We start from the raw sequence: 19,811 nt of genomic DNA on the forward strand, positions 1-19,811 counted from the left end.
CCCCTGCGTGGGGGGGGGTGGGGGGGGGGGTCGTCCGCCCCCCACACCCACACCCGCTTCATGCCGCGGGGGTTTTTTTTCGGGGGGGGGGGCGCGGGGGGGGGCGCCCCGGGGGCGCCGGTGGCGGAGTGGAACCAGCCGATCCTCCACCAGCCGGAGATCGGCATCCTGGGCATCCTGGTCAAGGACTTCGACGGCGTACCGCACTTCCTGATGCAGGCCAAGATGGAGCCGGGCAACCACGGCGGGCTCCAGCTGTCGCCCACCGTCCAGGCCACCCGCAGCAACTACACCCGGGTGCACAAGGGCCGGGCGGTGCCGTATGTGGAGTACTTCCAGCGGACGGAGCGGCACCGGGTGCTCGCCGACGTCCGCCAGTCGGAGCAGGGCAGCTGGTTCTTCCGCAAGCGCAACCGTAACATTCTGGTCGAGGTCGCGCCGGACGAGGACGTCGAGATGCGCGACGGCTTCCGCTGGCTGACGCTGGGCCAGCTGCACCATCTGCTGGCCGTGGAGGACCTGGTGAACATGGACGCCCGCAGCGTCCTGGCCTGTCTGCCGCACTCCCCGCTGGACCCCGAGGAGCCCTTCCCGGCCATCGGACCACACCGGGCCGCGGAGCCGGAACGGCGGGGGCGGTACACGCTCCACCGCGACGCCGACATCCTCAGCTGGATCACCGGACTGCGCACCGAGCGAGAGGTGTTCACCGAGCGGATACCGCTGCGGAAGACCACCGGCTGGCACCGCGGCGCCCACCGCATCTCCCATGAGAGCGGGCGCTTCTTCAGCGTGATGGCCGTGGACGTGACGGCGGGCGGCCGCGAGGTCGGCGGCTGGACCCAGCCCATGATCGAGCCCCATGGACCGGGCGTGGCGGCCTTTCTGCTGGCCCACGCCGACAGGGTGCCGCATGTGCTGGTGCAGGCCCGCGCCGAACCCGGCTACACGGACGTGGTGGAGCTGGCCCCCACCGTGCAGTGCACCCCGCGCAACTACACCCATCTGCCCGAGGGGGCCACCCCGCCGTTCCTCAGGGAGGTGGTGGAGGCGCCGGCCGAACGGGTGCGGTTCGACACCGTGCTCTCCGAGGAGGGCGGCCGCTTCTTCCACGCCTTCAACCGCTATCTGATCGTGGAGACGGAGATGAGCGCCGTCCCCCAGGAGCCGCCGCACTACCGCTGGATGGCCGTGCGTCAGCTGCTCGACCTGATCCGCCACAGCCATTACGTCAACGTCGAGGCCCGCACGCTCATCGCCTGTCTGCACTCCCTGGCCGTATAGGGGGGGCGCCTAGGGGGCGCCACCCGGGCGGAGCTAGGGGGTTATTCGGATCGTGGCCGCTGCCATAGCCTCCGGGACACAGAGTGCCCGGAGCGGTACATCGGAGGACATGTCATGCAGGACATCATCAGCGCCGCGCTGGCAGAGGATGCGGCGGCCGCGGACTTCGCCGCCTTGGACCTTCCCGAGTCCTATCGGGGCGCGGTGATCCTCAAAGAGGAATCCGAGATGTTCGAGGGCATGGCCACCAAGGACAAGGACCCCCAGAAGTCGCTCCACATCCGCGAGGTGCCCACACCCGAACCGGGGCCGGGCGAGGCGGTGATCGCGGTCATGGCCAGCGCGATCAACTACAACACCGTCTGGAGCGCCATCTTCGAGCCGCTGCCGACCTTCGGCTTCCTGGAGCGCTACGCACGCACCGACGACCCCGGAGCGGCCCGCCACGACCGGCCCTACCACGTGCTCGGCTCCGACCTCGCCGGTGTCGTGCTGCGCACCGGGCCCGGGGTGCGCCACTGGAAGCCGGGCGACCGGGTGGTGGCCCACTGCCTGTCCATCGAACTGCGCTCACCGGACGGCCATGACGACTCCATGCTCGACCCCGAGCAGCGCATCTGGGGCTTCGAGACCAACTACGGCGGGCTCGCCGAGCTCTCGCTGGTCAAGGCCAATCAGCTGATGCCGATGCCCGCCCACCTCACCTGGGAGGAGGCCGCGTCCTCCGGCCTGGTCAACTCCACCGCGTACCGGCAGCTCGTCTCCCGCAACGGCGCCCAGATGAAACAGGGCGATGTGACCCTCATCTGGGGCGCGGCCGGTGGCCTCGGCTCGTACGCGACCCAGCTGGCCGTCAACGGCGGGGCGATCCCGGTGTGCGTGGTCTCCGGGCGGCGCAAGGCCGAACTCGTCCGCTCCATGGGGGCCGAGCTGGTCATCGACCGGGCCGAGGAGGGCTATCGCTTCTGGAAGGACGCGACCACGCCCGACCCCAAGGAGTGGAAGCGCTTCGGGTCCCGGATCCGCGAACTCACCGGCGGCGACGACCCGGACATCGTCGTGGAGCACCCCGGCCGGGAGACCTTCGGCGCCAGTGTGTTCGTGGCGCGGCGCGGCGGAACGATCGTCACCTGCGCCTCGACGTCCGGCTACCGCCACGAGTACGACAACCGCTATCTGTGGATGGCGCTCAAGCGCATCATCGGCACCCACTTCGCCAACTACCGGGAGGCATGGGCGGCCAACCGGCTGATCGAGAAGGGGATGGTGCACCCCACGCTCTCCAAGGTCTATCCGCTCGAGGCGGTCGGCACGGCCACCCAGGACGTCCACCGCAACCGCCACTCCGGAAAGGTCGGCGTGCTGTGCCTGGCCCCGGAGGCGGGGCTGGGGATACGCGACCCGGAGCTGCGCGAGCGCCATCTCCCGGCCATCAACCGCTTCCGGCAGGACTGAACCGGTTCAACGGGGCGGTACGCGGGCGTGGTTCACCAGTCGCGGTTCAGGGCCGTGGCCAACGGGCGTCACGGCTCGCGCCGGCGCGGCGGAGCCGTGCTGCCCCGGGGAGTGAGCGCCGGGGTGGGGGCCTGATGGGCGCGCGGAGCCGTCTGGTCCAGGACCTCGAAGAGGCGGTGCGCCACCTGTGCCCCGTAGCCGAAGACATCGTGGCTCATCGCCGAGAGCGTGGGGTGCGTCAGCTGGCACAGCTGTGAGTCGTCCCAGGCCAGCAGCGAGACATCGGCCGGCACCGACAGCCCCATCTCGGCGGCCACCGAAAGCCCCGCCACCGCCATGATGTCGTTGTCGTACAGGATCGCCGTGGGCCGGTCCGCCGAGGCCAGCAGGGCGCGGGTGGCCCGTGCCCCCTCCTCGCCCGAGAAGTCCGTGGCCATCGTGCGGCCTTCGCCCAGCCCCGCCTCCCGTACGGCGGCCCCGAAGGCGGCCTCGCGGATCGTGGTGTGCCCGAGCCCGGGGGCGCCGCCCACCCGGGCGATCCGGCGGTGGCCCAGCGCCACCAGATAGCGCACCGCCTCAATGACGGCCGTGGCGTCGTCCGTCCACACCGAGGTGAACCCGTCCGCGAGCGAGGGGTGCCCGGCCACCACGGCGGGCAGGCCGAGCTGCCGCAGCGCGGGGACGCGGGGGTCTCCGTCCCGCAGATCGACCAGGATGGACCCGCCGATCTGCCGCCCCCGCCACCACGCCTCCTGGACCGCGATCTCCTCGCGCACATCCCGGACCAGCCGCAGCAGCAGCGAGCAGGACCGCTCGACCAGCACGCTCTCGATGCCGGAGACGAACTCCATGGACCACGGTTCGAGGCCCAGCGTCCGGGCCGGGCGGGCGATGGCCAGACCGACCGTGTCCACCCGGGAGTTGGACAGCGACCGGGCGGAGAGATGGGGTGACCAGCCGAGTTCCCGGGCGGCGGCGAAGATGCGGTCCCGGGTGGCCCGGGAGACCCCGGGCCGGTCGTTGAAGACGAGCGAGACCGCTCCCTTGGACACCCCGGCCCGTGCCGCCACATCCCGGATGGTGACGCGCCGCGGCGGCTCCGTCCCGGCCTCGCCGCCCATGCCACCGCTCCCCGCCGTCCGTCCCCTGTGGACCGCCACACGATGGCGCGTCGGTAAACCGGTCCAGTCGGGTGCGGTCCGCTCGGAGAGCTCGGGTGCGGCGGTCAGGACTGGGACGGCGCCACCGGCCGCCAGGGCGCGAACGGGCTCGCCCCGCGCGGCAGCACCCCGGCCAGCTCCGGGCAGTGCCGCAGGATCACCGAGGCCATGCTGGACTTCGCCACCCAGGCCAGCCCCAGCCGCGTATACACCTCGCGCCGGAAGTCCACGGTCAGGAGGCGGTCGTTCTGGATCCGCCGGGTGGCCATGAGCAGCAGCACACGGAACGCCGACTCGCTGAAGCCGAACCCCTCGGGCGGGTTCTCCGCGTACAGCCCCACCGCGGTGTCGATCTGGTGGACCGAGCCATAGACCGCTTCGAGCCGCGCGACCGTGTCCGGTTCGGGGGACAGCTCCTCGAAGGAGCGGATCCGGGGAGTGCCCAGCCGGGCCCGGAAGTCGTTATACCGGGGTACGCCCCGCCGCCGGGCCCGCGCCAGATCCACCACCGGCAGATCGACGATCTCGCCGTCCCGTTCGAAACGCCGCAGTGCGCACGGGTAGTTGTTGAGGGTGATCGCGCCCGGATGGGCGATGCCGAAGGAATACAGGGTGTCGCCGAGCCCCGTCTTGCGCAGCACCGCCTCGGCCGCCGGGCCCCGCACCTCGTCGAACCCGAGCGCCCGGGTCCGCCGCCCGAGGCGGTGGTCGCACAGCTCGACGTCGTCCGGGAGCAGCGGATGCGTCCGGTAGACGGCCATGAACTGCTCGGCAAGGGCGGACGGCATCTCGGGGTGGTCCGGTACGCCACGGGGGAGGCCCGCCGACGCACCCGCCTCGACCAGCCACCGGCCGAGCCGGGACAGCCAATGGGCGGGCGGGCCCTGCCAGTTGGCCCTCGAGCCGAGGTCGCTCATCTCGGTGGCGAGGATCGCCGGGATCCACTCCACCGTATGGATCTTGGCGATGAGCGCGGAGACCACCAGCCGGGCCGTGTGGTGCGCCGACTCCTCGCTCATCGAGGGATGGGTGCGGCGCAGCGCCTCGCGGACCGCGTCGTGCTCACGGGCGAAGAGCGTGTGCATCGCGCTGAGCCCCAGCCACCAGCCGCCGGTCGCGCCGAGCGGTGGCACCCCGCCCGGGCCCAGCGGCAGATGGCCGTCCTCCAGCCGCGGCCCGCCGCCGTACATCCGCGGGCCGTCCCACCGGTGGCAGGCGCCGTCCACCCAGTCGGGGGACTGGAGGTGGAGCCAGGTGGCCGCCAGGACATTGAGCGAGGTGGCGGGCCGGAAGCGCTCCCGGTGCAGCAGCTGTCCGGCGACGGTGGCGGGGTGGGGCACATGGATCAGATCGGGCCGGTGGAGCGGTGCGAGACCACGGCCGGAGGCGGCCCCGGCCACGTTCCTCCGCGCCACGGCGGGGGCGCCCGCCGGGCCGTCGTACGAGCGCGCCGCCCGGGGTCTCTCCCCGGCCGCGGCGGGGCGCCGCGGCGCCCCGGGTGCGTCGTTCCCCTCGACGAGGCCGAGCCGGCGCAGCGTCCGGCCCAGCGCGGCCGGGTTGAGCAGCCCCAGCGGGGCCGGCAGCCGATGCCAGGGCACACAGCGGTCGACCAGGTCGCAGGCCGCCCGCACCGGCAGGTCGAAGGCGGCGCGCACCGGGACGGGCAGCAGCGCGGTGGGCCGCGGCTCGGCGGCGGGGGGTCGCAGGCCGAGCCGGTGCGCCGCGGCGGCCTCGTACGCGGCCTTGCGGGCCCGGTTGAGATTGCCGAGCGGACGGAACTCCTCGGTGGTGTGCCAGGGGTTGAACGCCAGCTGCTCGACCCGGCGGGCCGCCGACCGGGCCCGGGCGCTGTCCAGGTCCTGGCACGGCACGGTGAGCACCGCGACCGGGACGACCGGCGTGTCGCTCTCCCGCCACTCCACCGAGCCGTCCTCGACGGGGGTGCGGCGGTCGTCCAGATAGCGCTGCACACACAGCTCGAAGGCGATGTCGGCGGTGGACAGCCGCATCGCCAGCTCACGGTGGAGATAGTCGGGGTCGCCGCCGTCGGGCGGGGGAGCGGGGGTGCCGCCGGGCGCCGGACGCAGCTGGTAGCGCACCGGACCGGCCGGGCCCCACAGGATCGCGCCCCGGCTCCAGAAGGTCTCGCGGGCCAGCGAGCCCACCGTATGGCGGGTGGCGATCCGCAGGTTGCGGCGCATCCGGTCGGCGGTGGCCCAGCCGACCGCCAGCGGCAGCCGGACGAAGAGCCCGAACGCCTTCTCCACCGTGCTCCCCGCGCCCGCCGTGGCCTTGGCGAAGGCCACGAACTCGTGCGCGTCGGCGGCGTGGGACACCGGGAAGCTGGTGGCCTGCAGATCGTGGGTCTCCTCCGGACCGGCCTGGACCCGCACCGCCAGCCGGCGCAGATCGGGCGTGGCGCCGTACCCCTCGGAGCCGCTCGCGCTGGACAGCCGCACCACGGCCGGGTACTCGGCACCCGGCCGGGCGTACCCCACGCACAGCTCCGGCGGAAGGTCGTCACGGAACCGCAGCCGGGCGTTCTCCACGCCCAGCGCCGCCTTGCCGCGGAAGGCGCGCAGCGGTCGCGGGGCGCCCGAGCCGTCGGTGCCGTCGGAGTACCGCTGCATCCGCATCAGCTCGTGCGTCAGCTTCTGGAAGCGCAGCCACTCGGCCTCGGGGCTGCCGCCCTCGTACGCCTCATAGCCCTCGTACGCCGCACCCCCCGTCCCGCCCGCCACCTCGTGCCGTGCCACGTCGTGCCGTGCCGCCTCGCCCAGGCGTGCCTCACCGCCGCGTGCCACCTCGCTGCGTACGGACTGCTGTCCGGTGTCGACCATGGGGAACGCTCCGTACGGGGCAGGCAGGGACGATAGGGAACAAATGAGACGCTAAGGGAGGGTGCGCGAGGCCGCAGCCCGGAGCGGTGCACCGGGGGGAATGGGTCACCCGGCTCGCCGCGGATGGTTCCGCTCCGGCCTGCGGCACACTGGTGGCATGCCGGAGCTGCCCGAGGTGGAGGCCCTCAGCGCGATCCTGGCCGAGCGCGCCGCCGGCCGGGAGATCGCCCGCGTCCTCCCCGTGGCGGTGAGCGTCCTGAAGACCTACGACCCGCCGCTGAGCGCGCTCGAGGGCCGCACCGTCACGGCCGCGGCCCGCCACGGCAAGTTTCTCGCCCTGGCCACCGACGGCCCCCATCTGGTGGTCCACCTTGCCAAGGCGGGCTGGCTGCGCTGGCGGGACGGACTCCCCGAGGCCCCGCCCCGGCCCGGCAAGGGCCCGCTCGCGCTGCGGCTGCTCCTGGCCGGGCCGGAGCGCTCCGGCTTCGACCTCACCGAGGCCGGGACGCGCAAGGGGCTCGCGGTGTACGTGGTCGGTGACCCCCAGGAGGTCCCCGGGATCGCCCGGCTGGGCCCGGACCCGCTGGACGACTCCTTCACCCTGGAGGCGTTCGCCGGGCTGCTGCGCGGCGTACGCCACCGGATCAAGGGGGTGCTGCGCGACCAGAGCGTCATCGCCGGGATCGGCAACGCCTACTCCGACGAGATCCTGCACGCCGCCCGGATGTCGCCCTACCGGCTCGCCTCGGACCTCACCGAAGCGGAGATCGCCGGGGTGTACGAGGCGATGGGCGCCACGCTGCGCTCCGCCGTCGAGCGCTCCAGCGGCCTGGCCGCCACCGACCTCAAGGGGGAGAAGCGCGGCGGTATGCGGGTGCACGGCCGCGCCGGGCAGCCGTGCCCGGTGTGCGGGGACACCGTCCGCGAGGTGTCCTTCCGCGACTCCTCGCTGCAGTACTGCCCCACCTGCCAGACCGGCGGCAAGCCGCTCGCGGACCGGCGGCTGTCCCGGCTGCTCAAGTAGCGGACTGCCGAGTTCCGCCCCAAATGCCGCCCGGTGCCCGTTAGTTGAAGTCCCGCTCTTGACCCGGGGGGCTCCGGGCCGCCATATGGTGCTGTCGCAATCCCACGACACGACACCCCACGCCACGTCACGGAGCACCATGACCACAGCCCTGATCATCGGTGGCGGCATCGCCGGCACGGTGACCGCGATGGCCCTGCGGAAGGCCGGCATCGACGCGGTCGTCTACGAGACGTACGCCACGGACGCCACAGACGCCGGTGCGTTCCTCGTCGTCGCCGCCAACGGCCTGGAGGCACTGCGCACCATCGACGCCCATGAACCCGTGCTGAAGAACTCCTTCCCGGTCGGCCGCGTCGACTTCATCAGCAACACCGGCAAGCGGCTCGGCAACCGCCCCATGTCCGGATCGCAGGACGGTGGCCTCGGCTCCGTGACACTCAAACGCGCCACCCTCGCCCGGGTGCTGCGCGAGGAGGCGGTGCGCCGCGGAGTGCGCGTCGAGCACGGTAAGCGGCTGCTCGCCGCCCACACCAGCCCCGATGGCCGGATCGTCGGCTCCTTCGCCGACGGCGGCCGCGCCGTGGGCGATGTGCTGATCGGCGCCGACGGCATCCACTCGCTCGTCCGCTGGTCCATCGACGCGGCCGCGCCCCGGCCCCGCTACACCGGACAGCACACCGTCTGCGGCTACATCCGCGACGCCGACTCGCCCCCGGCCCCCGACACCTACACGATGATCTTCGGCAAGCAGGCGTTCTTCGGCTGCACCACCGCCCCGGACGGCGAGGTCTGGTGGTTCTGCAACGCCCCGGCCGAGGAGATGTCCAAGGCCGAGCTCGCCGCCGTCACCTCCGAGCAGTGGCGGGAGCGGCTGCTGACGCTCTTCGCCGAGGACAACACCCCCGCCGCCGACCTGGTGCGCGCCACCGGCGACACCATCGTGGCCACCGCCGCCTACGACATCATCTCCACCCCCACCTGGTCCGAGGAGGCCATGGTCATCGTCGGCGACGCCGCGCACGCCTGCGCGCCCAACGCCGCACAGGGCGCCTCGATGGCCATCGAGGACGGGGTCGTGCTCGCCAAATGCCTGCGCGATCTGCGCACGCCCCAGTCGGCCTTCGCCGCGTACGAGGCGCTGCGCCGGGAGCGGGTCGAGAAGGTCGCCGCGGCCAGCGCGGGCATGGCCCGCCGCACGGCGCAGGGGCCCGTGGCGCGTGCCCTGCGCGATGTCACCATGCCGCGCAAGCTGGACCGGGCGGGCAACGGCTCCTCGGACTGGCTGACCGGCTACCGCATCGACTGGGACGAGCGGATCGACGCGCAGACGGCCCGCCGGCGCCGCTGACGTACCCGCCGCGTCCGGGAACCGCCCCCGGAGCACGGCCCCGGGGGCGGGGCCGACCGGGCCCCACGTTTGGTCCGGACTCTCACGGGCACTTGGAGCTCCCTGGCCCCGTATGCCCGGGAGATTCGTGTGAGCCCAGTACGCATAGTGATCGTCGGTGCCGGATTCGCCGGTTATCAGGCCGCCCGTACGCTCTCCCGCACCCTGCGCGGTGCGGCGGACATCGTCCTGATCAATCCCAACGACTACTTCCTGTATCTGCCCCTGCTGCCCGAAGTGGCGGCCGGGGTCCTGGAACCCCGGCGTGTCTCGGTCTCCCTCACCGGCACCCTGCCGCATGTCCGGCTGGTGCTGGGCGAGGTCCACGGCGTCGACCTGGACGCCCGCCGGATCTCCTGGCAGGACCCGGACGGACGGTCCGGCGAGATGGACTACGACCGGCTCGTGCTCTCCGTGGGCAGCGTCAACAAACTGCTGCCGATCCCCGGTGTGGCCGAGCACGCCCACGGCTTCCGCGGCATGCCCGAGGCGCTCTACCTGCGCGACCACGTCACCCGGCAGATAGAGATGTCCGGCACCGCCGCCGACCCCCGGGAGCGGGCGGCCCGCCGCACCTTCGTGGTGGTCGGCGCCGGCTACACCGGCACCGAGGTGGCCGCCCACGGGGTGCTCTTCACCGACTCGCTCGCGCGGAAGAACACCTCGCTGCGTGACGCGCCGCGGCCCCGCTGGCTGCTGCTCGACATCGCTCCCCGGGTCCTCCCGGAGCTGGACAAGAAGCTGTCCCGCACGGCCGACCGGGTGCTGCGCAAACGGGGTGTCGAGGTCCGCACCGGCACCACGGTCAAGGAGGCCACCTCGGAGGGCGTGCTGCTGGACAACGGCGAGTTCGTCGACACCCGGTCGCTGTTCTGGTGTGTGGGGGTGCGCCCCGACCCGCTGGTGGAGCAGTTCGGGCTGGCGACCGAACGCGGCCGGCTGAGGGTCGACCAGTATCTGGCCGTGCCCGGCTACCCCGACGTGCTGGCCTGCGGGGACGCCGCCGCGGTGCCCGATCTGACCCGGCCGGGCCAGTTCACCCCGATGACCGCGCAGCACGCCCAGCGGCAGGGGAAGGTCGCGGGCCACAACGTCCTGGCGTCCCTCGGGCGCGGCACCGCCAAGCCGTACAAACACCACGACCTCGGGTTCACGGTCGACCTCGGCGGGGTGCAGGCCGCCGCGAACCCGCTGCACATCCCGTTGTCCGGGCCGATCGCCAACGCGGTCACCCGCGGCTACCACCTGATGGCGATGCCGGGGAACCGGGTCCGGGTCGCCGCCGACTGGCTGCTCGACGCCGTGCTGCCACGCCAGGGGGTACAGCTCGGGGTGGTCCCGCCCTGGGCGGTGCCGCTGGACACCGAGTCGCCCGAGGTCGCGCAGACGGCGCGGGCGCGGGCGGGCGGCGGCTGACCGCCGGTGAAACCTGGAAGGAGAACAATGCGACACGAACAGCTCAGCGAGCTCGGGCAGCAGCTCCGTGTGGACTCGGTGCGTGCCGCCGCGGCCGCCGGGTCCGGCCATCCCACGTCGTCGATGTCGGCGGCGGACCTGATGGCCGTCCTGATGGGAAACCATCTGCGCTATGACTTCGAGCAGCCCGACCACCCGGGCAATGACCACCTGATCTTCTCCAAGGGCCATGCCTCCCCGCTCCTCTACTCGGTGTACAAGGCGGCCGGGGCCCTTCGCGACGAGGAGTTCATCACCTTCCGCAAGCGCGGCAGCAGGCTGGAGGGCCACCCCACCCCCCGGCTGCCGTGGGTGGACGTGGCCACCGGATCGCTCGGGCAGGGACTGCCGTACGGCGTGGGCACCGCGATGAGCGGCAAGCGGCTGGACCATGTGCCCTACCGCGTCTGGGTGCTGTGCGGCGACAGCGAGATGGCCGAGGGGTCGATGTGGGAGGCGTTCGAGCACGCGGGCTACGAGCGGCTGGACAACCTCACCGCCATCATCGATGTGAACCGGCTCGGCCAGCGCGGGCCCACCCGCCACGAATGGGACCTGGACGCCTACGCCCGGCGCATCCGCGCCTTCGACTGGCACACCATCGAGATCGACGGCCATGACATCGAGGCCATCGACCGCGCCTACGCCGAGGCGCTGTCCACCGTCGGCCGCCCCACCGCCATCATCGCCCGCACCATGAAGGGCCGTGGCGTGGCCTCGGTGGAGAACCGCGAGGGCATGCACGGCAAGCCGCTGAAGAACGCGGACGAGGCCATCGCCGAGCTCGGCGGCGTACGCAACATGGCCGTACCGGTGCTCGGCCCGCCCTCGGTGACCCCCACCCGGCCCGCGTCCGAGGGCCCGCTGGCGCTGCCGCGCTACAACCCCGGCGACTCGGTGCCCAGCCGTGACGCGTTCGGCGAGGCGGTGGCCGCCGTCGGCACCGCCCGCGGCGATGTGGTGGCGCTCGACGGCGAGGTGGGCGACTCCACCCGACTGGAGTACTTCCACAAGGAGCACCCCGAGCGGTACTTCGAGTTCTTCATCGCGGAGCAGCAGCTGGTGGCCGCCGCCGTCGGCATGCAGACCCGCGGCTGGAACCCGTACGTGTCCACCTTCGCGGCCTTCTTCACCCGGGCCTACGACTTCATCCGGATGGCCTCCATCAGCGACGCCGACCTCAACCTCATCGGCTCCCACGCCGGGGTGGCCATCGGTGAGGACGGGCCCTCGCAGATGGGCCTGGAGGACCTGGCCGCCATGCGGGCGGTGCACGGCAGCACGGTGCTCTACCCGTGCGACGCCAACCAGACCGCCCAGCTGACCGCGGCCATGGCGGAGGGGTCCGGCATCCGCTATCTGCGCACCACCCGCGGCGGAACGCCGGTCATCTACCCGCCCACCGAGAGCTTCCCCATCGGCGGCTCCAAGGTGGTGCGCGCCGGTGACGACGACCGGGTCACCCTGGTCGGCGCCGGGGTGACCCTGCACGAGGCTGTCAAGGCGGCCGACCGGCTCGCCCAGGAGGGCATCGCGGCCCGCGTCATCGACCTGTACTCGCTGAAGCCGGTGGACGTCGAGACGCTGCGTACCGCCGCCGAGGTGACGGGGCGGCTGGTCACCGTGGAGGACCACCACCCCGAGGGCGGACTGGGCGACGCGGTGCTCGAGGCGTTCGGCGACGGCCGTCCGGTGCCCCGGATGATCCGGCTCGCGGTGCGCATGATGCCGGCCTCCTCGACCCCCGACGAGCAGCTGAGCGACGCGGGGATCGACGCGGAGGCGATCGTCACGGCCGCGCGGCAGCTGATCGGCAAGGGCTGAGACCAGGGCCGGAACCGGGGCCGGAAGCAGGGCTGAATCCAGAGCTGAGACTGGGGGATGGCCGAGGACACGACGCTGCCGGAAGGAGCGGAGACATGGGTGTGAAGCACGGAATGCGCGTGGTGGTGGTCGGGGCCACCGGCAACGCCGGTACGAGCGTCGTCCGCGCGCTCGGCGAGGCCCCGGACATCGAGTCGATCGTGGGCGTCGCCCGCAGGGTGCCCAGCTGGTCGCCGCCGAAGACCACCTGGGTACGCGCGGACATCGGGCGGGACGCGGGTGAGGAGGCCGGCCTCGTACGGCACTTCGAGGGCGCCGACGCGGTCATCCACCTCGCCTGGCTGATCCAGCCCAGCCACCGGCCCGCCGTCACCTGGGACACCAATGTCCTCGGCAGCAAGCGGGTCTTCGAGGCGGTGGCACGGGCCGAGGTGCCGGTGCTGGTGTACGCCTCCTCGGTGGGCGCCTACTCGCCCGGCCCCGAGGACGGCCGCCCGGTGGACGAGTCCTGGCCCACCGACGGCTGGCCGGAGGCCGCGTACTGCCGTGAGAAGGCGTATGTGGAGCGGATACTGGATGCCTTCGAACGGGAACATCCGCAGGTCCGGGTGGTGCGGATGCGGCCCGGCTTCCTGTTCAAGGAGGAGGCGGCGGCCGAGCAGCGCCGGCTCTTCATGGGTCCGTTCCTGCCCCGGCGGCTGGTCAGCTCCACCTTCCTGCCCGCCGTCTTCGACCTGCCCGGACTGCGGCTCCAGGTCCTGCACACCGACGACGCCGCCGAGGCGTACCGGCTGGCGCTCGGCCGCCAGGTGCGCGGCGCCTTCAACCTCGCGGCCGAACCGCCGGTAGACGGAAAGACGCTGGCCGGTCTGCTGGAGGCGCGGACGGTGCGGATCCCGCGCTTCGCCGCCCGCTCGGCCATGGCCACGGCCTGGCATCTGCATCTGCTGCCGCCCTCGCCCCAGCTGTTCGACGCCGCCCTGCGGCTCCCGCTGATGGACACCACCCGCGCCCAGGAGGAACTGGGCTGGCGGCCCCGGCACACCGCCGTCGAGACGCTCCAGGAGTTCCTCACCGGGCTGCGGCGCGGCACCGGGATGGACCAGACCGCGCCACTGGCCCCCGGTCCGCCCGGCGGACGAGTGCGCGAGGCCGCGACGACCGGCGCGGGGGAGCGGCCCTGACGGGTAATGCCCTGACGGGTGAGGCCCTGACGGGTGAGGCCCTGACGGGTGAGGCCCTGACGGGTGAGGCCCTGACGGGGCGGCACCCTGACGGGTGGGGTCCTGCCCCCTGAACGACCCCAGCCGTGTGAGACGCGGCACATGAGACGGGCCCAGCGGCAGCACGCCGCCGGGCCCGTACCGCTGTGACCCATGACCGCTCGTAACCCATGACGCGACTCCCGTACGCTTCTGCCCAGTTGGTCGCGACATCGACGAGGGTGGGGACACATGGGCAGGGTGGGGACTCCGGCGCGCGGTCATGCCCGGCGCACGGGAACGGTGGCGGCCGCCGCGGCGGCCGCCGCACTGTGTCTGACGGCACCGGCCGAGGCCCGGCCCGCCACCGCGGACGATCCGTCGTACTCCGCCACCACCTCGGTGGGGGTGCACAACGCCTACGAGAAGGCCAAGTACCCCTATTTCGCCGACGCGCTGGACTCCGGAGCCTCGCTCCTGGAACTCGATGTGTGGACCAACGCCTTCGGCGCCGGCTGGCGGGTCTCGCACTCCAACCCGCTCGGCAACGACAACAACTGCGAGAACGCCGCGGGCCCGGCCGAGCTGCGCACCAAGCCCCGCGACCAGAGCCTGGCCGGCTGCCTGGCCGACATGCGGGCCTGGCACCAGGCCCATCCGGGGCACCGTCCCATCCTCGTCAAGGTGGAGATGAAGGACGGTTTCAACGGCAAGAAGGGCCGCGGCCCGGCCGACCTCGACGCCCTCCTCGGCGCCACCCTGGGCGACGCGGTGCTGCGCCCGGCGGATGTGGTGGGCGGCCGTGCCACCCTCGACGAGGCGGTTCAGGCGGGCGGCTGGCCGTCTCGCTCGGCGCTCGCGGGCAAGTTCATCGTCGAGCTGATACCGGGCACGGTCGAGGAGAACAACCCCCTCGACACGCTGTGGACCGACCGTGAGTACGCCACCCATCTGCGGGACCTGTCCGCCGCCGGGAAGCTCGGTCAGGCCGCGGCCTTCCCCGCCGTCCACGGCGCCGCCTCCGGCGACCCGCGCACCCGCTACACCGACGCCGCCCTCCGGCCGTGGTTCGTGCTGTTCGACGGGGACGCTTCCACGTATGTCACCAGCGGTATCGACACCGCCTGGTACGACGACCGCCACTACCTGCTGATCATGACGGACGCGCACAACGTGGCGCCCCCGATCGACGGCACCAACCCCACCGAGACCCAGGCGCGGGACCGGGTGTCCGAACTCGCCGGGCGGCACGCCAGCTTCGCGACCACCGACTGGTATCCGCTGCCGTCCGTGCTGTCCACCGTCGTGCCCCGTGGCTGAGCCGGGGTCAGCCGGTCCGGTCCCCGGATCCGGCGTCGGGGTCCTCGAGCCGGAATCCGACCTTCAGCCCCACCTGGTAGTGCGCGATCCGGCCGTTCTCGATATGCCCGCGCACTTGGCCGACCTCGAACCAATCGAGGTTCCGCAGCGTCTTCGAGGCACGGCCGATGGCGGAGCGGATCGCGTCGTCGACGCTCTCGGAGGACGAGCCGACGATCTCGGTCACCCGGTAGGTGTGGGCCATCGCAGTCTCCCCGGTCCGTGGGGTGGTCCGTTCGCTCCTCCCACGGTGCCTCACCGCGCCGGGCTCCGCGAGCCGGTCGTGCGGCCCCTACGGCACCACGGTGACCGGCCAGCGCCCGGCCTTGACCAGCCGTACGGCCACCGAACCGACGAAGCGGTGCCCGGCCTGCTCGGACGCGCCCACCACCACCGCGTCGGCCTTCAGCTCATCGGCCGCCTGGGCCAGGCCGTTGTACGGATCGCCCCGGAAGGTGTGGAACTCCCAGCGCACCTCGAAGACCCCGCGCAGCCGCTCGGTGGCCTCCCGCATCTCCCGCATCAGCTCCTCGGCCACCTCACCCGTGGTGTCGGCCACCGAGGCACCGAGTGCCGCCCCCGCGGCCAGCACCGGCTGGATGTAGACCACGACCAGCAGCGCCTTCTGGCGTCTGGCCAGCCCGGCGGCGTAGGCCGTGGCGCGCCAGGAGGATTCGGACCCGTCCAGTCCGGCCACGATGACCTTCGGTCCGTCGGTTCCCCGTTCAAAAGACGGAGGGAGTTTGTCCACCACATCTGCGAGGCTAGCGCCAGGGACGGTCCGGTGATCACCCGGCCCGTCCCGCGGTGCCCGCGCACCGCGACCGCGTCATGAGCGCCACCGTACGACAGGAGAGACAATGAGCGGCACCCACGGGGGCGAACTCCTCGCCATCAGCGACCTTCATGTGGCCTATCCGGAGAACCGGGCGATCGTCGAGCGGCTGCGGCCAGGCTCCGACGACGACTGGCTGATCGTCGCGGGGGACGTCGGCGAGGTCTTCTCCGAGATCGAGGAGGTCCTCGGCCTGCTGAGCGAGCGCTTCGCCAAAGTCATCTGGTCACCCGGGAACCACGAGCTGTGGACCCATCCCAAGGACCCATTGGAAGTCCGGGGGGTGGCGCGCTACGAGGCGCTGGTGGAGATGTGCCGGGCGAAGGGCATCGTCACGCCCGAGGACCCCTACCCGCTCTGGGAGGGCATCGGCGGGCCGCTGGTCATCGCCCCGCTGTTCCTGCTCTACGACTACACCTTCCGCCTCGACGGCCTGGCCACCAAGGAGGCCGCGCTGGCCCACGCCCATGAGGCGGGGGTGGTCTGCACCGACGAGCACTTCCTGCACCCCGACCCGTACCCCACCCGCGACGCGTGGTGCCGGGCCCGGGTCGCCGAGACCGAGGCGCGGCTGGCGGCCGTCGACCCGGAGCTGCGGACCGTGCTCATCAACCACTGGCCGATGACCCGGCTGCCCACCCGGGTGCTGCGCTACCCCGACTTCGCGCTGTGGTGCGGCACCGAGCTGACCGCCGACTGGCATGTGCGGTTCCGGGCCGAGACGGTCGTCTACGGCCATCTGCACATCCCCCGGACGACGGTGGAGGACGGGGTGAAGTTCCAGGAGGTCTCGGTCGGCTACCCCCGGGAGTGGAAGGCCCACGGCCGACTGCCCGAGGACCCGCTGCGCCGGATCCTCCCGGTGCCGGTGGCGTAGGGGCCGCGCGATGTCCGGTGGGCTCGGGGGGCTGGTGACTCAGGGCCTCGTGACGAGCGGGGCGTCCTGATGGGCAGCCCCTCGTGACGGGCGGGGCGTCCTCCTGACGCAGGGCGTCCTGACGGGCAGGGCCCCGTGACGGGCAGGGTGTCTTGACGGGCAGGGTGTCTTGACGGGCCCGGAGGGCGGCGCCGTACGGTCTCGGCTGTGAACCCTGTCGAGGCGTTCCTCCCCGAGACCTACACCGCCGGTGTCCCGTACGCCCTGTTCGGCGAATTGCGGGCCACCCGCCCCGTCTGCCGGATCGACGAGCCCGCGGTCGGGGCCTGGCCGGCCGGCCCCGGCTTCTGGGCGGTGTTCCGGCACGCCGACGTCAAACACGTCCTGCGCACCCCCGAGGTCTTCTCCTCCCACCTCGGGGCCACCCAGATCCGCGACCCCGACACGCCCGCCGACCTGGAGTTCGTGCGGGCGATGATGCTCAACCAGGACCCGCCCGACCACTCCCGCAGCCGCCGCATCGTCGCGGCGGCCTTCACCCCGCGCGCCGTACGGGAGCTGGAGGCGGTCATCGAGGAGCGCGCGGCGGCGCTCGTGGACTCCGTGGCCGGGCGCGGCGAGGCCGACTTCGTGGAGCTCGCCGCCGATCTGCCGGTCTGGACCCTCGCCCAGGTGATGGGCGTCCCCGAGGGCGACCGGCGGCTGCTGTTCGACTGGGCCGGCCGGGTCATCGGCTACCAGGACGCCGACTACGCCGGGTTGTCCACCGCGGCCCGCGAGGAGCTGAGCCCCATCGGGCGCGCCGCCCTCGCCCACCGGCCGTCCTCGGCGCCGCGCCGCCCCGACGGCCGGCCGATGAACCCGCGCTCCCGCGAGGCCCTGGCCGATATGTTCGCCTACGCCCACGCACTCGCCGAGCGGCCTCGGCCGGGCAGTGTGATGGCGCGGATGCGGGAGGGCGGGCTGAGCCGGGACGAGTTCGAGAACATGTTCTTCCTCTTCGCGGTGGCGGGCAACGAGACGCTGCGCAACGGCATCCCCGGCGGGCTGCTCACCCTGCTCGACCACCCCGAGAGCCTGCGGCTGCTGCTCGACCGGCCCGAGCTGACCGGCTCCGCGGTGGAGGAGATGCTGCGCTACTGGCCGCCCGTCATCGACTTCCGGCGCACCGCCACCCGCGATGTGGAGCTCGGCGGACAGCTCATCCGGCGCGGTGAGAAGGTCGTCGTCTTCCACGCCTCGGCCAACCGCGACGAGACGGTCTTCACCGACCCCGACCGGTTCGACATCACCCGCGCCCCCAACGACCATCTGAGCTTCGGCTTCGGACCGCATGTCTGCCTGGGGGCGCATCTGGCCCGGGTCCAGATGCGGGCCATGCTGCGCGCCGCCCTGGACCGGCTGCCGGGGCTGCGCCGGGCCGGTGAGCCGGTGCGGCTCACCTCCAACTTCCGACACGGCCTCAAGACTCTCCCCGTGCGCTGGGGAACAGATCGGTGAAGGCCGTGGTCGAGTCGCCGACCGACCGTCCGAAGGGCTCGTCGAAGTCCCACACCAGGAAGAGCAGGAAGACGATGAGCGCGGTGAACATCACCGCGAGCATCAGCTCCCGGGGCGAGCGGCGGATCTGCAGGGTGAAGACCAGCCCGATCACCAGCGCCGCGCCGAGCATCAGGCCGAACCAGACCAGCGGGGGCATCGTGGACCCCGCGCTCTGCTGCCGGGCGCCACGCGCGTCGTCCACGGCGGCCACCTGATCCACCATCGGCTGGTACGCCTGCGACTGGAGGTCGTTGTGCGGGGCGGCGAGGGTGACATCGCGGCGCAGGGTGGTCAGCAGCTCGGTGCCGCGGTCGGTGAGCTCGTCCTTGTCGATCATCACCTTCCACTCGGTGTGCACCACATGGTCCACATAGGCGTCCACGTCGCCGCGGATGCGGTCGCGCACCGGGCCGGGGTAGACGCTCGCCCGCTCGGCCACCTCGTGCAGCGCCTGCGCTTCCGTACGGACCCCGTCCTGCGCGGCGGAGCGCGCCTCCCAGACACCGGCGATCGCCAGGCCCAGCACGATCGCGTAGACCACGCCGATCATCATGATCATGTAGTCGAGGACATCGGGGGTCTCGTCCGGATCGTCCTCCTCCCCGAGTCTGCGGGAGTTGAGGACCGCCCCGGTCACCACGACCGCGCAGGTCCCGGCCATCACCAGGGTCATAATCAGCCATTCGGGCATGGATGAACCTCCCAAGCGGTTCGGCGGAGGGCCGTCAGCCGCGCCGCCCGCCGCGCGCGCCGGAGCGCGAACGCGGACGGAGAGCGGCGGCCGCGAGGACCGCGGGCGCGGTGAGCAGCAGGGTGAAGGTGACCAAGGAGGTCCCGTTGTCGGGCTTCTTGTGCACGGGTTTCTCATACGCGTGCATCTCGACGGCACGGGTCCTGGTCGGTGCGGGAGTCGGCGCGGGGGGTGATGCCGGTGGCTGGGTGCGCGAGGGCGAGGGCGAGGGCGGCGGCAGCGCGGGCGCGCGTGTGGGGCCTGGCGTGGGGAGCCGCGGAGCGGGCGTGGGGGAGGGGGCCCGCGGCGTCGGGGTGGGGGGAGGAGTGGGGGTCGGCGTGGGCGTGGGCGTATGGCTCGGTGTGGCGGACGGGCTGGGGGTGGGCGTCGAGGACGGCGTCGGCGTGGGGGTGGGCGTAGGCGTGGGCGTAGGGGTCGGCGTGGGTGTGGGTGTGGGTGTGGGCGTCGGGGTCGGTGTCGGCGTGGGGGTCGGCGTCGGCTTGGGCGGTTTGGGTGGTTTGGGGCACCAGCCGTATCGGGCGACGAGGCCGACCGGGCCCGCCGAGGCGACGATGCACACACACAGGCCGGGACCGATCCGGATCCGCACCGAGGCGAGCGGTCCGTCGTCCGGGCCCCCGGGCCAGGACCGGGTATCAGCCGTCGGCCGAGGGGAGGCGGGCGCGGCCGCCGGACCGTCACCGTCCTCGTCGGCCAGGGCTGTCGCTCCCGCCGAGGTGAGGACAAGGGCAGTGGCCAGGACCCCCGCACGCCATACGCGCTGCCATCGCTTCACGAGGAGATATTCGGCCGAACGGGTGCCTGCCAGCCGTG

17 protein-coding genes are annotated in these 19,811 nt (G+C 72.7%); 10 read left to right on the forward strand and 7 right to left on the reverse strand.

Annotation, left to right across the window (positions count from 1 at the left end; genetic code table 11):
* Window positions 1-120: 120 nt before the first annotated feature.
* The gene (locus tag ACFXB5_RS10180) at window positions 121-1,284 is read left to right on the forward strand and encodes an NDP-hexose 2,3-dehydratase family protein (protein ID WP_385204880.1); all 1,164 of its coding nucleotides are present in this window, start codon (window positions 121-123) and stop codon (window positions 1,282-1,284) included.
* Between the two features lie 114 nt (window positions 1,285-1,398).
* On the forward strand, window positions 1,399-2,739 hold the full coding sequence (ccrA, locus tag ACFXB5_RS10185) for a crotonyl-CoA carboxylase/reductase (RefSeq protein WP_385204883.1): 1,341 nt from the start codon (window positions 1,399-1,401) through the stop codon (window positions 2,737-2,739).
* A gap of 68 nt (window positions 2,740-2,807) precedes the next feature.
* Here ccrA and ACFXB5_RS10190 read toward each other — a convergent pair whose 3' ends face one another.
* Entirely contained in the window at window positions 2,808-3,860 is a 1,053-nt protein-coding gene (locus ACFXB5_RS10190) for a LacI family DNA-binding transcriptional regulator (protein WP_385204886.1), read from the reverse strand.
* Window positions 3,861-3,964: 104 nt separating this feature from the next.
* Window positions 3,965-6,739 (reverse strand): peroxidase family protein, encoded by a 2,775-nt coding sequence (locus ACFXB5_RS10195; RefSeq protein WP_385204889.1) that lies wholly within the window; start codon window positions 6,737-6,739, stop codon window positions 3,965-3,967.
* 157 nt (window positions 6,740-6,896) lie between these two features.
* On the opposite strand from ACFXB5_RS10195, the gene ACFXB5_RS10200 reads away from it, so the two are divergent.
* The 6 genes from ACFXB5_RS10200 to ACFXB5_RS10225 all read left to right on the forward strand — a co-directional run bounded on the left by ACFXB5_RS10200 (window position 6,897) and on the right by ACFXB5_RS10225 (window position 14,954).
* A complete protein-coding gene (locus ACFXB5_RS10200) occupies window positions 6,897-7,763 on the forward strand; it encodes an Fpg/Nei family DNA glycosylase (RefSeq protein WP_385204892.1) in 867 nt (288 codons plus the stop codon).
* A 139-nt stretch (window positions 7,764-7,902) separates the two neighbouring features.
* Window positions 7,903-9,114 (forward strand): FAD-dependent monooxygenase, encoded by a 1,212-nt coding sequence (locus ACFXB5_RS10205; RefSeq protein WP_385204894.1) that lies wholly within the window; start codon window positions 7,903-7,905, stop codon window positions 9,112-9,114.
* Window positions 9,115-9,243: 129 nt separating this feature from the next.
* Window positions 9,244-10,569 carry an NAD(P)/FAD-dependent oxidoreductase gene (locus tag ACFXB5_RS10210; RefSeq protein ID WP_385204896.1) on the forward strand — a complete coding sequence of 442 codons (1,326 nt, stop codon included), beginning with the start codon at window positions 9,244-9,246 and terminating at the stop codon, window positions 10,567-10,569.
* Between the two features lie 27 nt (window positions 10,570-10,596).
* Window positions 10,597-12,432, forward strand: a complete 1,836-nt coding sequence (locus tag ACFXB5_RS10215) for a transketolase (RefSeq protein ID WP_385204899.1) — start codon at window positions 10,597-10,599, stop codon at window positions 12,430-12,432.
* 95 nt (window positions 12,433-12,527) lie between these two features.
* Complete coding sequence (locus ACFXB5_RS10220) at window positions 12,528-13,616, forward strand: NAD-dependent epimerase/dehydratase family protein (protein ID WP_385204902.1); 1,089 nt, start codon at window positions 12,528-12,530, stop codon at window positions 13,614-13,616.
* 270 nt (window positions 13,617-13,886) lie between these two features.
* A complete protein-coding gene (locus ACFXB5_RS10225; RefSeq protein WP_385204905.1) occupies window positions 13,887-14,954 on the forward strand; it encodes a phosphatidylinositol-specific phospholipase C domain-containing protein in 1,068 nt (355 codons plus the stop codon).
* Between the two features lie 7 nt (window positions 14,955-14,961).
* Here ACFXB5_RS10225 and ACFXB5_RS10230 read toward each other — a convergent pair whose 3' ends face one another.
* Both ACFXB5_RS10230 and ACFXB5_RS10235 read right to left on the reverse strand, forming a co-directional pair.
* The gene (locus tag ACFXB5_RS10230) at window positions 14,962-15,198 is read right to left on the reverse strand and encodes a dodecin (RefSeq protein WP_385204908.1); all 237 of its coding nucleotides are present in this window, start codon (window positions 15,196-15,198) and stop codon (window positions 14,962-14,964) included.
* A gap of 87 nt (window positions 15,199-15,285) precedes the next feature.
* Window positions 15,286-15,747, reverse strand: coding sequence for a universal stress protein (locus tag ACFXB5_RS10235; RefSeq protein WP_121825759.1), 462 nt, complete (start codon window positions 15,745-15,747; stop codon window positions 15,286-15,288).
* Window positions 15,748-15,853: 106 nt separating this feature from the next.
* Here ACFXB5_RS10235 and ACFXB5_RS10240 point away from each other — a divergent pair, with 106 nt between their 5' ends.
* Both ACFXB5_RS10240 and ACFXB5_RS10245 read left to right on the forward strand, forming a co-directional pair.
* Window positions 15,854-16,705, forward strand: coding sequence for a metallophosphoesterase (locus ACFXB5_RS10240; protein ID WP_020866300.1), 852 nt, complete (start codon window positions 15,854-15,856; stop codon window positions 16,703-16,705).
* A 207-nt stretch (window positions 16,706-16,912) separates the two neighbouring features.
* Complete coding sequence (locus ACFXB5_RS10245) at window positions 16,913-18,205, forward strand: cytochrome P450 (protein WP_385204913.1); 1,293 nt, start codon at window positions 16,913-16,915, stop codon at window positions 18,203-18,205.
* On the opposite strand, the gene ACFXB5_RS10250 is transcribed toward ACFXB5_RS10245, so the two are convergent.
* From ACFXB5_RS10250 to ACFXB5_RS10260, 3 genes are read right to left on the reverse strand one after another with little or no spacing between them, the layout of a single operon-like run.
* Entirely contained in the window at window positions 18,168-18,938 is a 771-nt protein-coding gene (locus ACFXB5_RS10250; RefSeq protein WP_385204915.1) for a DUF4239 domain-containing protein, read from the reverse strand. The genes ACFXB5_RS10245 and ACFXB5_RS10250 overlap by 38 nt on opposite strands.
* Window positions 18,939-18,972: 34 nt before the next feature.
* Window positions 18,973-19,104, reverse strand: a complete 132-nt coding sequence (locus ACFXB5_RS10255) for a hypothetical protein (protein ID WP_269146170.1) — start codon at window positions 19,102-19,104, stop codon at window positions 18,973-18,975.
* Between the two features lie 7 nt (window positions 19,105-19,111).
* Window positions 19,112-19,504, reverse strand: a complete 393-nt coding sequence (locus ACFXB5_RS10260; RefSeq protein ID WP_385204918.1) for a hypothetical protein — start codon at window positions 19,502-19,504, stop codon at window positions 19,112-19,114.
* Between the last annotated feature and the right edge of the window lie 307 nt (window positions 19,505-19,811).

This window comes from Streptomyces sp. NPDC059455, assembly GCF_042750115.1.
GTDB lineage: Bacteria > Actinomycetota > Actinomycetes > Streptomycetales > Streptomycetaceae > Streptomyces > Streptomyces endocoffeicus.

Excerpts from the sequence above, each read along its gene's own strand:
- ccrA (WP_385204883.1), top strand. The coding sequence starts at position 1,399 with ATGCAGGACATCATCAGCGCCGCGCTGGCAGAGGATGCGGCGGCCGCG.
- ACFXB5_RS10190 (WP_385204886.1), bottom strand. The coding sequence starts at position 3,860 with ATGGGCGGCGAGGCCGGGACGGAGCCGCCGCGGCGCGTCACCATCCGG.
- ACFXB5_RS10195 (WP_385204889.1), bottom strand. The coding sequence starts at position 6,739 with ATGGTCGACACCGGACAGCAGTCCGTACGCAGCGAGGTGGCACGCGGC.
- ACFXB5_RS10200 (WP_385204892.1), top strand. The coding sequence starts at position 6,897 with ATGCCGGAGCTGCCCGAGGTGGAGGCCCTCAGCGCGATCCTGGCCGAG.
- ACFXB5_RS10205 (WP_385204894.1), top strand. The coding sequence starts at position 7,903 with ATGACCACAGCCCTGATCATCGGTGGCGGCATCGCCGGCACGGTGACC.
- ACFXB5_RS10215 (WP_385204899.1), top strand. The coding sequence starts at position 10,597 with ATGCGACACGAACAGCTCAGCGAGCTCGGGCAGCAGCTCCGTGTGGAC.
- ACFXB5_RS10220 (WP_385204902.1), top strand. The coding sequence starts at position 12,528 with ATGGGTGTGAAGCACGGAATGCGCGTGGTGGTGGTCGGGGCCACCGGC.
- ACFXB5_RS10225 (WP_385204905.1), top strand. The coding sequence starts at position 13,887 with ATGGGCAGGGTGGGGACTCCGGCGCGCGGTCATGCCCGGCGCACGGGA.
- ACFXB5_RS10230 (WP_385204908.1), bottom strand. The coding sequence starts at position 15,198 with ATGGCCCACACCTACCGGGTGACCGAGATCGTCGGCTCGTCCTCCGAG.
- ACFXB5_RS10240 (WP_020866300.1), top strand. The coding sequence starts at position 15,854 with ATGAGCGGCACCCACGGGGGCGAACTCCTCGCCATCAGCGACCTTCAT.
- ACFXB5_RS10250 (WP_385204915.1), bottom strand. The coding sequence starts at position 18,938 with ATGCCCGAATGGCTGATTATGACCCTGGTGATGGCCGGGACCTGCGCG.